This is a genomic window from Actinacidiphila yeochonensis CN732 (assembly GCF_000745345.1).
Classification (GTDB): Bacteria; Actinomycetota; Actinomycetes; order Streptomycetales; family Streptomycetaceae; genus Actinacidiphila; species Actinacidiphila yeochonensis.
The window spans coordinates 1037476-1052377 of the sequence record NZ_JQNR01000003.1; the positions used below are offsets into that span (position 1 = coordinate 1037476).

Sequence of the window (14902 nt, forward strand, 5' to 3'; positions counted from 1 at the left end):
GTCGGCGCAGGTGGAACGGCCGACGCGGCGAGACCGGAAACGCGAGTGGGGCCCCGCCGAAAGCGGGACCCCACTCACTCCCCCAACTCACCCCCCTGGCACCCCCCGAAGCCCCCCTCGGGCGTTACCGTCCTCCCGGCCCCGAACCCCCGGAGCCGCGATGCACAGTACGACCGCCGAGGGTCCGAAAGGGTTGCACGGATCGGGGAGAAAATTCTCCGCCGTTTCTCAGACGACGTGGAGCAGGTAGCGCTCGGCCACTTCCGCCAGCACCTCGCCGCCGTCCCGGGCCCACAGCGCCGGGTTGAAGATCTCCACCTCGACGGCTCCCCGGAAGCCCGCGGCGTCCACCGACTCCCGCAGCCCCCGCAGGTCCACGCAGCCGTCGCCGAGCTGGCCGCGGCCGAGCAGCACCCCCTCCGGCAGCGGGGTCACCCAGTCGGCGACCTGGAAGGAGGCGATCCGCCCGGCCCGGCCCGCGCGGGCGATGCCCTCGGCCACCTGGTCGTCCCACCACAGGTGGTAGGTGTCCACCACGACGCCGACCTGCTCGGCGGGGAAGCGCTCGGCGATGTCGAGGGCCTGGCCGAGCGTGGAGACCACGCAGCGGTCGGAGGCGAACATGGGGTGCAGGGCCTCGATGGCCAGGCGCACCCCCCGTTCTGCGGCGTAGGGGGCCAGTTCGGCGATCGCCTCGGCAACCCGTTCCCTGGCGGCGGCGATGTCCCGATCGCCTTCGGGCAGACCGCCGGAGACGAGCACCAGGGTGTCCGTACCCAGCTCCGCGGCCTCGTCGACAGCCGCCCTGTTGTCCTGCAAGGCGGCGGCCCGAGCCTCCGGTTCGGCGGCGGTGAAGAAGCCTCCCCGGCACAGGGAGGTGACGGCGAGTCCGTGGTCGCGCATGAGCCGCGCGGCGCGCTCCACCCCGTACTCCTGCACCGGCGCCCGCCACAGCCCCACCGCGGACACGCCCAGGGCCGCGCAGCCCTCGGCCAGTTCCGGCAGCGACCACTGCTTGACCGTCTCCTGGTTGATGCTGAGCCGGGTGAGGCCGCCGGGCCCCGCGGCGCTCACGCGTCCACCCCGTACAGGGCGAGCAGCCGGCGCATCCGCTCCTCGGCCAGCGCCGGATCGGGGAACAGGCCCAGGGCGTCGGCCAGCTCGTAGGCCCGCGCCAGGTGGGGCAGTGGACGGGCGGACTGCAGCCCGCCGACCATCGTGAAGTGGTCCTGGTGCCCGGCGAGCCAGGCGAGGAGGACCACTCCGGTCTTGTAGAAGCGCGTAGGAGCCTGGAACAGGTGCCGTGACAGCTCGACGGTGGGGTCCAGGACCGCACGGAAGCCGGCGGTGTCACCGGTGTCCAGGGCGCTGACCGCGGCCGCGGCCAGCGGGGCGAGGGGATCGAAGATCCCCAGCAGGGCGTGGCTGAAACCTCGTTCGTCGCCGGCGATGAGCTCGGGATAGTTGAAGTCGTCACCGGTGTAGCAGCGGACACCCTGCGGCAGGAGGCGGCGCAGCGCCACCTCACGCCCCGCGTCCAGCAGTGAGATCTTCACACCGTCGACGCGATCAGGGTGCGCGGTAATGACGTCGAGGAACGTCTGGGTGGCGACGTCCAGGTCGTCGCTGCCCCAGTAGCCGGCCAGCGCGGGGTCGAACATCGGGCCGAGCCAGTGCAGCACCACCGGTTCGGACGACTGCCGCAACAGGTGGCCGTAGACCTCGAGGTAGTCCTCGGGGCCCTTGGCCACGGCTGCCAGGGCGCGTGAGGCCATCAGGATCGGCTGCGCCCCGGCCGCCTCGACCAGTGCCAGTTGCTCCTCGTAGGCGGCACGGACATCGGCGAGGGTCGGCTCAGCGGCGGTCAACTGGTCGGTGCCCACACCGCAGGCGATGCGTCCGCCGACCGCGAGGGCCTCGGCGGACGACCTGCGGATCAGCTCCGCCGCGCTTCCCCAGTCGAGTCCCATACCGCGCTGAGCGGTGTCCATGGCCTCCGCCACGCCGAGGCCGTGCGCCCACAGGTGGCGGCGGAAGGCGAGGGTCGCGTCCCAGTCGACGGCGGAGGGTCCGTCCGCTCCCGCCCGCAGCGGATCGGCGACCACATGGGCGGCCGAGTACACCACCCGGCTGCGCAGCGGCAGGGCGGCCGCACAGGTGACGGGTTCGGAACGGGGCTCATAGGAGTGCAGTTGGCCGGCACCGTCCGGCAGCATGAGGGTCACAGTGACAGCTCCGGTACCTCGAACCGGCGGCCCTCGGCCGACGACTTCAGACCGAGCTCGGCCAGTTGCACTCCCCTGGCACCCGCCAGCAGGTCCCATCGCCACGGCTCGTCCAGGACCACATGGCGCAGGAAGAGCTCCCACTGCGCCTTGAAGCCGTTGCCGAACTCGGCGTTGTCCGGCACCTCCTGCCACTGCTCGCGGAACCGCTCCGTGGCGGGCAGGTCGGGGTTCCACACCGGCTTGGGAGTGGCTGACCGGTGCTGCACGCGGCAGTACCGCAGTCCCGCGACGGCCGATCCGTGCGTCCCGTCCACCTGGAACTCCACCAGCTCGTCACGGTGGACACGCACCGCCCAGGAGGAGTTGATCTGCGCCACCGTGCCGCCCTCCAGCTCGAACAGGCCGTAGGCCGCGTCGTCGGCGGTGGCGTCGTAGGGCGCGCCGCCCTCGTCCCAGCGCTGCGGGATGTGGGTGGCGGCGAGCGCCTGCACGCCGGTGACCCGGCCGAACAGCTCGTGCAGGACGTACTCCCAGTGGGGGAACATGTCGGCGATGATGCCGCCGCCGTCCTCGGTCCGGTAGTTCCAGGACGGCCGCTGGGCGTCCTGCCAGTCGCCCTCGAAGACCCAGTAGCCGAATTCGCCGCGCACGGAGAGGACGCGTCCGAAGAAGCCGCCCTCCACCAGGCGGCGCAGCTTCAGCAGCCCCGGCAGGAAGATCTTGTCCTGCACCACACCGTGCTTGACGCCCGCCGCCGCGGCCAGCCGGGCCAGCTCCAGGGCGCCGGCGAGCGTGGTACCGCTGGGCTTCTCGCAGTAGATGTGCTTGCCCGCGGCGATGGCACGGCGGACGGCCTCCTCGCGGGCCGCCGTCACCTGGGCGTCGAAGTAGATCTCGACGGACGGGTCGTCGAGCACCTCGGCCAGGTCGGTGGTCCAGTGCTCGATGCCGTGGCGTTCGGCGATCGCCCGCAGCGCGGGCTCGCGGCGGCCCACCAGCACCGGCTCGGGCCACAGCGTCGTGCCGTCGCCGAGGTCGAGCCCGCCCTGCTCGCGCAGGCTCAGGATCGAGCGGACCAGGTGTTGGCGGTAGCCCATGCGTCCGGTGACGCCGTTCATAGCGATCCGGACGGTCCTGCGTGTCATCGGAGCCTCTCCTCGCGGTCAGGTCTTCGGGCCGGACTCCCGCCGGACCTCACCGGGGTCGTCGAGCACCGCGTTCCTCAAGATGGCAAGCGCTTACTTGCCAGATACGCTAGCTTTCAGCGAGGGATTACGGCAATGGTCTTCTCGGAGCAGAAAGCGCTTTCTCTCTGGCTCTGTCGATCACCCGACCATCGCGACGCCGCACCGCCGCGGGGATGAGAGCATGTGCCGCACCCGCCCCTGACCCGGTTCGAACAGGACCGCCAGCACGCCGGAGCCGGACACCACCGGGCCGCGCCACGAGGAGGACCCCACCGAGATGGCAGTGACCCTGGCCGATGTCGCCGCCCGCGCCGGCGTGTCCTCGGCGACCGTCTCGCGGGTGCTGAACGGCAACTACCCGGTGGCAGCGGGCACCCGGGAGCGGGTCAGGCGCGCGGTGGAGGAGCTGGACTACGTCGTCAACGGCCAGGCCCGCGCCCTCGCGGCCGCCACGTCGGACCTGGTGGGTGTGCTGGTCAACGACGTGGCCGATCCCTTCTTCGGGCTGCTCGCCAGCGCGCTGCAGGGTGAGATCAGCGCCGCGCCGGGCAGCCCCGACAGCGGAAAGCTCGCCGTCGTCTGCAACACCGGCGGGTCACCCGAGGCCGAACTCACCTACCTCACCCTCCTGGAGCGGCAGCGCGCCGCGGGTGTGGTGCTGACCGGCGGAGCGGTCGAGGACCCCGCCCACACGGCCGCGGTCGCCGCGCGGCTGGCCCGGCTTGCGGCGTCCGGCACCCGCGTCGTGCTGTGCGGGCGCCCGCCGCTCGCCCTTCCGGGTGACGCGCCCGCGCCGGCCTCCCTCACCTTCGACGACCGGGGCGGGGCACGCCGGCTGACCGAGCACCTGCTCTCGCTGGGCCACCGCAGGATCGGCTACGTCACCGGGCCGCCCGGCCGCAGCACGACCCGCCACCGGCTGGAGGGCCACCGGGCGGCGCTGGAAGCGCACGGACTCGGTCCCGGCACGGCGGACGGCGCCGCCGCGGAGGAGCTGATCGTCCGGGGCGGCTACGACCGGGCCTCCGGCTACGACGCCGCGCTCGAACTGCTGCGCAGGGACGGCACGGTGACGGCCGTCGCGGCCGCGAACGACACGGTGGCGCTCGGCGTGTGCGCGGCCCTCCGCGACCTCGGCCTGGACGTCCCCGGCGATGTCTCGGTGGCCGGGTTCGACGACCTGCCGTTCGGCATCGACGCCTCGCCCGCCCTGACCACCGTCCGCGTCCCGCTCCATGAGGCGGGCGTGCGGGCCGGGCGGCTGGTGCTGGGCCGGGTCGACCTGCCGCCGGGCGGAGTGGCCACCGTGCCCACCGAACTGATGGTCCGTGCCTCTACGGCACCCCCGCGGGACACCCGCCGCTGACCTCTTCACGGGGTTATCCACAGGCAGGGAACGGCCCTTCCCCGGCGCTGTCGCCACGCGAATACCTTGGGATCAGCCGAAGGAGACCGCACGGCGGAGAAGGGGGTCTGCCTCGGCGCGGGTTCAGCGGCGGCCAAGGACGCCGTGGCATACGGACAAGGGAGAGAGATGCCCATTTCCATGACGAAGGTCGAGCAGACCGCACCCGGGCTGGTCAGCCTCTACAAGAACGCGGCCGTCAGCCTGGACAAGCGGGGGCTGACCGGCGAGCGTGCGGCCGTCTACCTGGTGCTGGACCGGTCGGGCAGCATGCGGGAGTTCTATCGCGACGGCACCGTTCAGCACCTGGCAGAGCAGGTCCTCGGCCTGGCCGCGCACTTCGACGACGACGGCGTGGTGCCCCTGGTGTTCTTCTCCACCGACGTCGACGGTGTCACCGAGGTGTCGCTCACCGACTACACCGGGCGGATCGCCAAGCTCAACGACGCGTACGGCCACATGGGCAGGACCAACTACGCCGCCGCGATAGAGGCCGTCGTCGAGCACTACCGGGAGTCCGGCTCGACGGCGCCGGCCTTCGTGGTCTTCCAGACCGACGGCGGGCCCAGCAGCCGGAGCGCCGCGGTGGAGGCCCTGTGCCGAGCCGCGCGGCTGCCCATGTTCTGGCAGTTCGTCGGGTTCGGCCAGGACGAGTTCCGATTCCTGCGGCGGCTGGACACGTTGCCGGTGCCGTCGGCGCGGGTGGTCGACAACGCGGGGTTCTTCGCGGCGGGTGCCGATCCGCGCTCCATACCCGACGGACAGCTGTACGACCTGCTCACCGCGGAGTTCCCCGAATGGCTGGCGTCGGCCCGCGAGCTGGGGATCGTCGGCGGCTGACGACGGGATGGCGGCGGACTGGCGGCGGACTGGCCATGGTTGACCAGGCCGGGTCCGGTGCCTGGTGCCGTGACCGGCAAGGTCCACCCGGTGGAGAAATGTTCTGGTGCGGCGAGCGGGGCACATCGTGCCGGGAGAGGTACTAGTGTCCGGCGAATGAAGTTCGCCTTCTCCACCCTCGGTGTCCCATTCCTGCCTGTCGGGGAGGTCGTGCGGCTCGCCGGTGAGCACGGCTACCACGGCGTCGAACTGCGCGCGAGCGAAGAGGGTCCGGTGCACACCGGCCTGAGCGCCGACGAACGCCGCGCTGTCGTCGGGCAGTTCGCCGACGGCGGGGTGGCGGTGCTGGCCGTGGCCGGGTACGCGAAGGTCGCGGCTCCGGGACCGGACAAGCCGGTACTCGCGGAGATCGAGGCGCTTCTCGCGCTGGCCGCCGACCTGGGCGCGTCCTTCGTACGGGTCTTCCCCGGCGGTGGGGACGCGGGAGCGGCGGAGGCCGACGCGGCCGCGGCCCGACGACTCGCCGCCGTCGCCGAGGTCGCGGAGGACCTCGGTGTGCGCGTGCTGCTGGAGACCCACGACTCGCACCGGGCGGGAGCGGACATCGCACGGGTGCTCGGCCCTGTCGGCCACCGCTGGGCCGGCGCCCTGTGGGACGTGATGCACACCTGGCTGGCCGGAGAGCAGCCGTCGGAGACCTTTCCGGCCGTCGCGCCCTACCTGGGTTACGTGCAGGTCAAGGACATCGCGTCGGCGCAGGACCTGACCCCCCTGCCGCTGGGCTCCGGTGTGCTGCCACTGGCGGAGACCGTCGAGGTGCTCAGCCGCGCCGGATGGGACGGCTGGCTGTGCTGGGAGTACGAGAAGCGATGGTACGAGCAGGCCGCTGAGCTGCCCCCGCTGCTGACCCCGGGCCGGGAGCATCTGATGCGGCTGCTCACGGAGTCGGTCTGAGGACCGAAGGGCCGGCAGGCCGGACCTCGCGACCGAGGGCGGAACGGCGCACGACGGGCGTCCATGGCACGCCTGTCCGGCCGTCCCGCCGTGGGCGGCGACGGCGAGGCAATGCCCGAGGAGGGCACCCCTCGCCGTCGCCGGCCTGAGAGGGCGCGGAGCGGAGGCGGACGGGACGGGCTCGGCGATTGCCGGTCGGACCAGTACGGTCGCGAAGCGCGGCTCAGACGGTCTCGCTGACCTCGCCCGTGAAGGTCCGCCACAGCCGGGCGTACTGGCCGCCGCGGGCGAGCAGCTCGTCATGGGTGCCGTCCTCCACGACCCGCCCGTGGTCCAGGACGACCACCCGGTCGGCGCGGGCAGCGGTGCTGAGCCGGTGGGCCACGACCAGGGTGGTACGGCGCACCGCCAGTCGGTCGGCGGCCTCGTTGACCACGGCCTCGGTGGCGAGGTCGAGGGCCGCGGTGGCCTCGTCGAGCAGCAGCACGGCGGGGTCGACCAATTGGGCTCGGGCGAGCGCGATGAGCTGGCGCTGCCCAGCGGAAAGGTTTCGTCCCCGGTCGGTCACCTCATGGAGGTAACCGCCCTCCAGGGTGGCGATCATGGCGTCGGCACCCACCGCGCGGGCCGCGGCCTCCACTTCGGCGTCCGTAGCGTCCATCCGGCCGTAGGCGATGGCGTCGCGAATCGTGCCGGCGAAGAGATACGGCTCCTGGGGGACGACGCCGAGTCGCTGCCGGTAGCCGGCGAGGTCGAACGTCCGGATGTCCGTGCCGTCCACCAGCACCGCGCCCTCGGTGGGGTCGTAGTAACGCGCGATCAGCTTGACCAATGTGGACTTGCCCGCACCGGTCTCGCCCACGAAGGCGACCGTCTGCCCGGCCGGAACGCGCAGGTCGACACCGCTGAGCGCGTCGGCGTCAGCCGTGCCGTACCGGAATCTCACCCCGCGGAACTCGACGTCGCCGGTGAGCGCGCCGACCGCGCGCGGGTTCTCGGCGGCGGGAGTGGTGGTGGGGGTGCGCAGCAGTTCGCGGATGCGGCCCATGGAGACGGACGCCTGCTGGTAGCCGTCGAAGACCTGTGAGAGCTGCTGCACCGGCGAGAAGAAGAGGTCGATGTAGAGCAGGTAGGCGACAAGCGCGCCCGCCGACAGCGTGCCGGCGTTGACCCGGTGGCTTCCGACGATCAGCACCAGCGCGGCGGCGACGCTGGAGAGCAACTGCACGAAGGGGAAGTACACGGAGATCAGGTGCTGTCCGCGCACCCGCGCCCGGCGGTAGTCGTTGCTCCGGTCGAGGAAGCGCTCCGCGCCGTGCTGCTCGCCCCGGAACGCCTGGACGACACGGAGGCCGGCCACGTGCTCCTGGAGGTCGGCGTTCACGATGGCGATCCGCTCACGGGCCGCCTCGTAGGCGCGCACGGACTTGCGGCGGAAGATCCACGTGCCGACGACCAGGACCGGAAGGGTGGCGAAGACCAGCAGCGCCAGTTCGACGTCGATGGCGAGGAGCGCCACCAGGATGCCGACGAAGGTGAGCACGCTGACCACGGCGGTGACCATGCCGGTCTGGAGGAACGTGGAGAGGGCGTCCACGTCGGTGGTCATCCGGGTCATGATCCGGCCGGACAGCTCACGCTCGTAGTAGTCCAGGCCCAGGCGGTGCAGGTGGGCGAAGATCTTGACCCGGAGGCCGTACAGGACGCGCTCACCCGTGCGGCCGGCGAGCAGCGTGGAGGCCCACTCGACCGCCCACTGGACCAGGACCAGGACCAGGCCGACGATCGACGCCGCCCAGACCGCGTGCAGCGCCTGCTGGCGCACCCCGGAGTCGATGCCGTGGCGGATCAGCACCGGCAGCAGCAGCCCGGCGAGGGCGTCGACCGCGACCAGGCCGAGGCTGAGCAGGAGCGGGGCGCGGAAGCCCCGCAGCATGCTGGTCAGGCCGAAGCCGTGGTCCGCTCGCCGCGCCGCCTTCTCGTCCACCTCGGGCATGTCCAGAGCGGGTGGCAGCGCGGCGACCTTGGCCAGCAGCTCGGGGGTGGCCGGCATCCCGGCCAGTGCGCCGGCCATCCCGCCCGGGCCGCCCATCGACCGCGGCCGGGCCACCGTGGTCGCGCCGGCCGCGGGGCGCGGATCATCCGCTCCGTTCTCCGGGCCGCGCAGGTGTTCCGGCCAGAGCTCCGGAGTGACGGTGCCCCGCGACACACCGCTGTCCCCGCCTCCGTCGGCGGCACCCTCTCGGGTGACCTCCTCGGCCTCCGCCACGGCCTCGGCTCCGGCGTCGTCCAGCAGCAGGCACTGGGGATCGGAGCAGCCGGACCCGGCCGGTACCCCGTGGGGACATCGCGCCGTGGCAGCGGTGCCGGCGGGGTCGAGTTCGACCACGTCGGCTCCGAGCGCGTCGGGGTCGGTGAGGAGCGCGCGGTACAGCGGGCTGCGTGCCTGGAGTTCCTCGTGGGTACCGACGTCGGACAGCTTTCCGCCGTCCAGGACGGCGATCCGGTCGGCGAGCGCGAGCGTCGAGCGCCGGTGGGCGATCAGCAGGGTCGTGCGGCCGCGCATCACCTCGCGCAGGGCGTCGAAGATCTCGGCCTCGACCCGCGCGTCGATCGCCGAGGTGGCGTCGTCGAGCAGGAGCAGGCGCGGGTCGGTGAGGACGGCCCGGGCGAGTGCGATCCGCTGGCGCTGCCCGCCGGAGAGGGTCAGGCCCTGCTCGCCGACGACGGTGTCGTAGCCCTGGGGGAGCGCCTCGATGAAGCCGTGGGCCTGTGCGACACGGGTGGCGGCCAGGACCTCCTCGTCGGTGGCTTCGGGGCGGCCGTACGCGATGTTGGCCCGCACGGTGTCGGAGAAGAGGAAGCTGTCCTCGGGGACGAGGCCGATCGCGGAGCGGAGCGAGTCGAAGGTGAGCTCCCTGACGTCGATGCCGCCTATCCGTACCGCGCCGCCGGTCACGTCGTACAGGCGGGGCAGCAGCAGGGAGACGGTGGACTTGCCCGATCCGGAGGCGCCGACGACGGCCATGGTCTCGCCCGGCGCCACGGTCAGGTCGAAGCCGTCCAGCACCGGGCGTCCGGCCTTGTAGCCGAAGGAGACGCTGTCGAAGTCGACAACGGCCGGGGTGTCCGCCGGCAGGGTGCGGTCGCCCTCCTCAAGGGTGGGCCTGGTGTCGATGAGCTCCAGGACCCGTTCGACGCCCGCGCGGGCCTGCTGGCCGACGGTGAGCATCATGGTGAGCATCCGGACCGGGCCGGTCAGCTGGGCGAGATACGTGGAGAACGCCACGAAGGTGCCGAGGCTGATCTCGCCCCGGGCGGCCATCCAGCCGCCGAGAGCCAGCATTCCGATCTGGCCCAGGGAGGGGACCGCCTGGAGGGCGGGCGTGTACCGGGCGGTGAGGCGGACGGTGCGCAGCCGGCCGGCGAACAGCCTGCGGCTGACCCGCTCCAGCTTCGCCATCTCCTGGCTCTCCTGCCCGAAGCCCTTGACCACCCGCACGCCCGTGACCGACCCGTCGACGATGCCCGCCACGGCGGCCGCCTGCCCCTGGGCGTACCAGGTCGCGGGGAAGAGCTTCGCGCGGCTGCGGACCGCGATGAACCACAGCGCCGGGGCGACCGCGAGCGCGATCACCGTGAGGAGCGGGGAGAGGACCAGCATGACGACCAGCGACAGCACGAACAGCAGCAGGTTGCCGATCATGACGGGGAGCATGAACATGAGCCCCTGGATCAGCTGGAGGTCGCTGGTGGCGCGGCCGACGACCTGTCCGGTGCTCAGTTCGTCCTGCCGCCGTCCGTCCAGGCGCATGATCGACCGGAACATGTCCTCGCGCAGGTCGTGCTGGACGTCGAGGCCGAGCCGGCCGCCGTAGAAGCGGCGCAGGTAGGTCAGCACGTAGACGACCACGGCGGCTCCCACGAGGGTCGCGGCCCACGGGGCCAGCGGCTGGTCGTGGCCGACGATGACGTGGTCGATGATCACCTTGGGGACGAGCGGGACCAGCGCGGTGACCCCCATGCCGACCAGGGACGCCCCGAGCGAGAGGAGCACACTGCGCTTGTACCGCCACGCGTAGCCGCTGAGCCGCCGCAGCCAGCCGGGGGCCTGCGCGGGGCCGCTCTCCGGGCTTCCGTCCTGGCCGTGTCCCGTGCCGTGGCCGTGCCCGAGGTCCCGGCCACCCTTGTCGGGCGTCACCGCCCTCGTCTTCCCCACGTGATCCTCCCGCCCGTTGTCAGCGACACACCGCCGCCGGTTCCCCCGTGTGACCGACCGGCCACACGGAGAGCGCGGGCCGTGAAGTCGTTCACGGCTCGCAACACCGACGGCACCGTGATTCATCCTCCCGCAACACCATCGACGACCAAAGTCGCACACGAGTGCGACCTTGGTCGTCGGCCATCCGGGTGATCTTCGTCCACCCGGCGCAGCGGGACCCGATCCGCCGACGGCGGCGCGTTCCGCTGACTCGCCCGACCGGCACGGCCGGCAGGGCGGGACGCCGGGCAGCGGATTGCGCGCTTCATCCCCGATGCACGGGCCTGTCGTGGCCGAGCGACGCTCCCGAGGCGTCGCGCCGCCCCGCGCGGGGACGGGAGAATACGGCCATGCCGATGGACCCCCTGCCTGCCGCGCTCGACCGCCAGGCCCTCACCGCCCACCTGATACGGACCCGGATAGCCGGCGAGGTCGCGACCAGCCGCGAGAACAACCTCGAGCACTACCGGGAGCTCGCCGAAGGGAACCGCTACTTCTGGTTCGGTCTGGACCTGGGCGACCGCTGGACGGAGGAGTCGGCCGTGCTGGAGCTGATGGCCGAGCGGTGCGGCGTGGTGGCCGACCCGTCGCACGTCAGCGGACAGGACACCATCGACCCGGAGCTCACCGTCGACGCGCTGGACCGGATGGCGGCGGTACTGGACAAGGCCGTGGAGAACCAGTCCACGGTGCTGCTGGCCAGCGGGCATCCGGCCGGGCTCTTCGCCGTGCACCAGGTCCTGGCAGCGGGGTTGCGCGCGGCCGGCTGCCGGGTGGTGGAGGCGGCCGAGCACCTGTACGCGGACGGCGGCGAGATCCGCCACATCTCGGGGGTGTTCATGCTGCACCGGGGCGGCGGGCTGGTGCACACCCACTCCCCCGATCCGATGACGGAGGTCCTCAACGCGCTGGAGCGGGAGGGGCGCGGCCTGCCCGACCTGGTGGTGGCCGACCACGGCTGGGCGGGATGCGCGGCGGCTCGCGGTATCGACACCGTCGGCTTCGCGGACTGCAACGACCCGGCGCTCTTCGTGGCGGAGGCCGAGGGCAGCGTCCTGGTGACCGTGCCGCTCGACGACAACGTGCAGCCGCACTACTACGCCCCGATGAGCTCCTACCTGGTGGAGGCGGCCGGGCTGCGGCGGCGCCCGGCCCTGAACCGCAACGGCGGCGGCCGGCACCGCCCCGACCCGCGCACCCGGCGCCCCAGGCCCCGCAAGAGCCGCGACCAGTAGACCCCGGGCAGCGGTCAGGCGCGGGGCACTCGGACCAGGCCCTCCTGGATCACCGAGACGGCGAGCCTGCCGTCCTGGGTGTAGATGCGCGCGGTGCCAAGGCCCCGCCCCCCTGACGCCGACGGGCTCTGCTGGTCGTAGAGCAGCCACTCGTCGGCGCGCAGCGGGCGGTGGAACCACATGGCGTGGTCGAGGCTGGCACCGACCACGTCGCCGACCGCCCAGCCGCCGCGGCCGTGGGCCAGCAGGACGGAGTCCAGCAGGGTCATGTCCGACACATAGGTGGCCAGGCAGACGTGGAGCATGGGGTCGTCGGCCACCTTGCCGCGGGTGCGGAACCACACCTGGGAGCGCGGCTCGCGCCGTACCCCGGCCGTGAGGAAGGGCGGGGCCTCGACGTAGCGCAGGTCGATGGCCGCCCTGGCCTCCAGGAGGCGTTCGATCACGGTCGGGTCCGGGAAGCGGTCGGCGTGGGCGGGCAGCAGCGCGTCCGCGGACGGCAGGGTCTCCGGATCGGGTGCGTCCGGCATGGGTTCCTGGTGCTCCAGCCCCTCCTCATGGCACTGGAAGGACGCCGAGAGGTGGAAGATCGGCTGGCCGTGCTGGATGGCGACCACCCGGCGCGTGGTGAAGGACCGTCCGTCCCGGATGCGGTCGACCTCGTAGACGATCGGCGCCCCGGGGTCGCCCGGGCGCAGGAAGTAGGAGTGCAGGGAGTGCGCCCCGCGCTCCTCGGGGACGGTGCGCCCGGCCGCCACCAGGGCCTGGGCCGCGACCTGGCCGCCGAAGACACGCGGTACCACGGCTGAGCGGCTGACGCCGCGGAAGATGTCCTGCTCGATCCGCTCCAGGTCGAGCAGGTCGAGCAGGGACTGCAGCGCGTTCGGGTTGTCGTTCACGGGTTCGTCGGTATCACAGGCCCATGGACTTGGCGATGATCGACTTCATGACCTCGCTGGTGCCGCCGTAGATGCGGTTGACCCGGTTGTCCGCGTACAGGCGGGCGATCGGGTACTCGTTCATGTAGCCGTAGCCGCCGTGCAGTTGGAGGCAGCGGTCGATCACCCGGCTGGCGACCTCGGTGCAGAACAGCTTGGCGGACGCGGCGTCCGCCGCGGTGAGTTCACGCCGGTCGTGGGCGTTCAGGGCGCGGTCGACCACGGCCTCGGCGGCGTCGACCTCGGCCTTGCAGGCGGCCAGCTCGAACTTGGTGTTCTGGAAGGACGCGACCGTCTGGCCGAAGACGGTGCGGTCCTGGACATAGGCCTTGGCGAACCGGATGGCGGCGGCGGCCTGGGCGTACGCGCCGACGGCGATGGCCAGGCGCTCCTGGGGCAGGTTCTGGCCGAGGTACGAGAAGCCCTTGCCCTCCTCGCCGAGGAGGTCGTTCAGGGGGACCTTGACGTCGGAGAAGGACAGTTCCGCGGTGTCGGAGGTCTTCAGGCCGATCTTGTCGAGCTTGCGGCCGACGGCGTACCCCTCGGAGCCGGTGTCGACGACGAAGAGCGAGATGCCCGCACGGCGGTCTTCCGGGGTGGCCGGGGCGGTGCGCGCGCAGACGATGACGCGGTCGGCGTGGACTCCGCCGGTGATGAAGGTCTTGGCACCGTTGAGGACGTAGTGGGTGCCGTCCGCCGAGAGCCTGGCGGTGGTCTTCATGCCGGCCAGGTCGGAGCCGGTTCCCGGCTCGGTCATGGCGATGGCGAACATGGTCTCGCCGGTGACGAAGCCCGGCAGCCAGCGCTTCTTCTGCTCGCCGGTGGCGTACGCCATGACGTAGGGAAGGCACAGGCCGACGTGTACGCCGCTGCCGCCGAAGCTGACCCCGGCGCGGGCGCACTCCTCACTGATGACAGCCTGGAACTTGAAGCTGTGCTCGCCCGCGCCGCCGTACTCCTCCGGCACTTCGATGCCGAAGACACCCAGCTCACCGAGCTTGTAGTAGAAGTCGCGGGGCACCTGGCCGGCGGCCAGCCACTCGTCGTGGACGGGGACGACCTCGGACTCGATGAAGTCCCGCATCGTCTCGCGGAACGCCTCGTGGTCCTCGTTGAACACCGTACGACGCACAGCGCGCCTCCCATCCCGACGATAAGCAAGCGCTCAGAAAGTTACCCGCCGGTCGTCCGCGCTGTCCAGAGCGCCTCCGGACGGTCCGCCGAGGGCGTCCAGCGCGCTGAGCGCGAGACGGTGCAGCAACTCGGCCATCGCCGACCGGTCCGGCAGCCCGGACTGCCCGCCGAGGTGGGGCGTGGAGTTCAGCAGGCCGAAGACGGCGTGCACCGCGGCCCGGACCTCCAGCTCGGTGCCCCCCGGATAGACCTGCCGGACGACCGACACCCACTCCTCCACGTACTGCCGCTGGAGCTGGCGGACCAGCTTGCGGTCCGCCTCGCGCAGCCTGTCCAGTTCGCGGTCGTGCAGCGTGATCAGCGGGCGGTCGTCGATGGCGAAGTCGATGTGGCCGCCGATCAGCGCGTCGAGCGCCTGAACCGGGCTCGCGGCCTCGGCCACACGCATACGGCCGGCCGCGAGCAGGCGGTCGCTGATCCCCACCAGCAGCTCCGCGAGCATCGCGTCCTTCCCCGCGAAGTGCCGGTACAGGCCGGGGCCGCTGATGCCCACGGCCGCCCCTATCTCGTCCACGCCGACGCCGTGGAACCCGCGCTCGGCGAAGAGCCGCGCGGCCTCTCGAAGGATCTGCTCGCGCCGGTTTTCCACAGCTTTCGTCGTACCCATGAGTCGAGTCTAGACAATCCGGTTAGCGAGCGTTAACGTTGAGTCATCTGGTT

General features: G+C 72.1%; 11 protein-coding genes. 4 read left to right on the forward strand and 7 right to left on the reverse strand.

Features of this window, described 5'->3' with window-relative positions; genetic code table 11:
- Nucleotides 1-228: 228 nt before the first annotated feature.
- From BS72_RS05895 to BS72_RS05905, 3 genes are read right to left on the reverse strand one after another with little or no spacing between them, the layout of a single operon-like run.
- Entirely contained in the window at nt 229-1074 is an 846-nt protein-coding gene (locus BS72_RS05895) for a sugar phosphate isomerase/epimerase family protein (protein WP_037906941.1), read from the reverse strand.
- Nucleotides 1071-2225, reverse strand: a complete 1155-nt coding sequence (locus BS72_RS05900) for a dihydrodipicolinate synthase family protein (RefSeq protein WP_037906943.1) — start codon at nt 2223-2225, stop codon at nt 1071-1073. Before BS72_RS05900 ends, BS72_RS05895 begins: the two co-directional genes overlap by 4 nt.
- Nucleotides 2222-3373 carry a Gfo/Idh/MocA family protein gene (locus BS72_RS05905; RefSeq protein WP_037906946.1) on the reverse strand — a complete coding sequence of 384 codons (1152 nt, stop codon included), beginning with the start codon at nt 3371-3373 and terminating at the stop codon, nt 2222-2224. The genes BS72_RS05900 and BS72_RS05905 overlap by 4 nt, the downstream gene beginning before the upstream one ends.
- 319 nt (nt 3374-3692) lie before the next feature.
- On the opposite strand from BS72_RS05905, the gene BS72_RS05910 reads away from it, so the two are divergent.
- The 3 genes from BS72_RS05910 to BS72_RS05920 all read left to right on the forward strand — a co-directional run bounded on the left by BS72_RS05910 (nt 3693) and on the right by BS72_RS05920 (nt 6614).
- On the forward strand, nt 3693-4781 hold the full coding sequence (locus BS72_RS05910) for a LacI family DNA-binding transcriptional regulator (protein ID WP_037906948.1): 1089 nt from the start codon (nt 3693-3695) through the stop codon (nt 4779-4781).
- Nucleotides 4782-4949: 168 nt separating this feature from the next.
- Complete coding sequence (locus BS72_RS05915; RefSeq protein ID WP_037906950.1) at nt 4950-5660, forward strand: vWA domain-containing protein; 711 nt, start codon at nt 4950-4952, stop codon at nt 5658-5660.
- Nucleotides 5661-5816: 156 nt separating this feature from the next.
- Entirely contained in the window at nt 5817-6614 is a 798-nt protein-coding gene (locus tag BS72_RS05920; protein WP_037906953.1) for a sugar phosphate isomerase/epimerase family protein, read from the forward strand.
- Nucleotides 6615-6837: 223 nt separating this feature from the next.
- Here BS72_RS05920 and BS72_RS05925 read toward each other — a convergent pair whose 3' ends face one another.
- Complete coding sequence (locus BS72_RS05925; RefSeq protein WP_037907828.1) at nt 6838-10713, reverse strand: ABC transporter ATP-binding protein; 3876 nt, start codon at nt 10711-10713, stop codon at nt 6838-6840.
- 512 nt (nt 10714-11225) lie between these two features.
- Here BS72_RS05925 and BS72_RS05930 point away from each other — a divergent pair.
- Entirely contained in the window at nt 11226-12110 is an 885-nt protein-coding gene (locus BS72_RS05930; RefSeq protein WP_063835975.1) for a phosphatase, read from the forward strand.
- A gap of 14 nt (nt 12111-12124) precedes the next feature.
- Here the strand turns inward: BS72_RS05930 and BS72_RS05935 are convergent, their stop codons facing one another.
- From BS72_RS05935 to BS72_RS05945, 3 genes are read right to left on the reverse strand one after another with little or no spacing between them, the layout of a single operon-like run.
- Nucleotides 12125-13009, reverse strand: coding sequence for an acyl-CoA thioesterase (locus tag BS72_RS05935; RefSeq protein ID WP_037906955.1), 885 nt, complete (start codon nt 13007-13009; stop codon nt 12125-12127).
- A gap of 13 nt (nt 13010-13022) precedes the next feature.
- Complete coding sequence (locus BS72_RS05940; RefSeq protein ID WP_037906957.1) at nt 13023-14180, reverse strand: acyl-CoA dehydrogenase family protein; 1158 nt, start codon at nt 14178-14180, stop codon at nt 13023-13025.
- Between the two features lie 33 nt (nt 14181-14213).
- The gene (locus BS72_RS05945; protein WP_037906960.1) at nt 14214-14849 is read right to left on the reverse strand and encodes an SACE_7040 family transcriptional regulator; all 636 of its coding nucleotides are present in this window, start codon (nt 14847-14849) and stop codon (nt 14214-14216) included.
- Between the last annotated feature and the right edge of the window lie 53 nt (nt 14850-14902).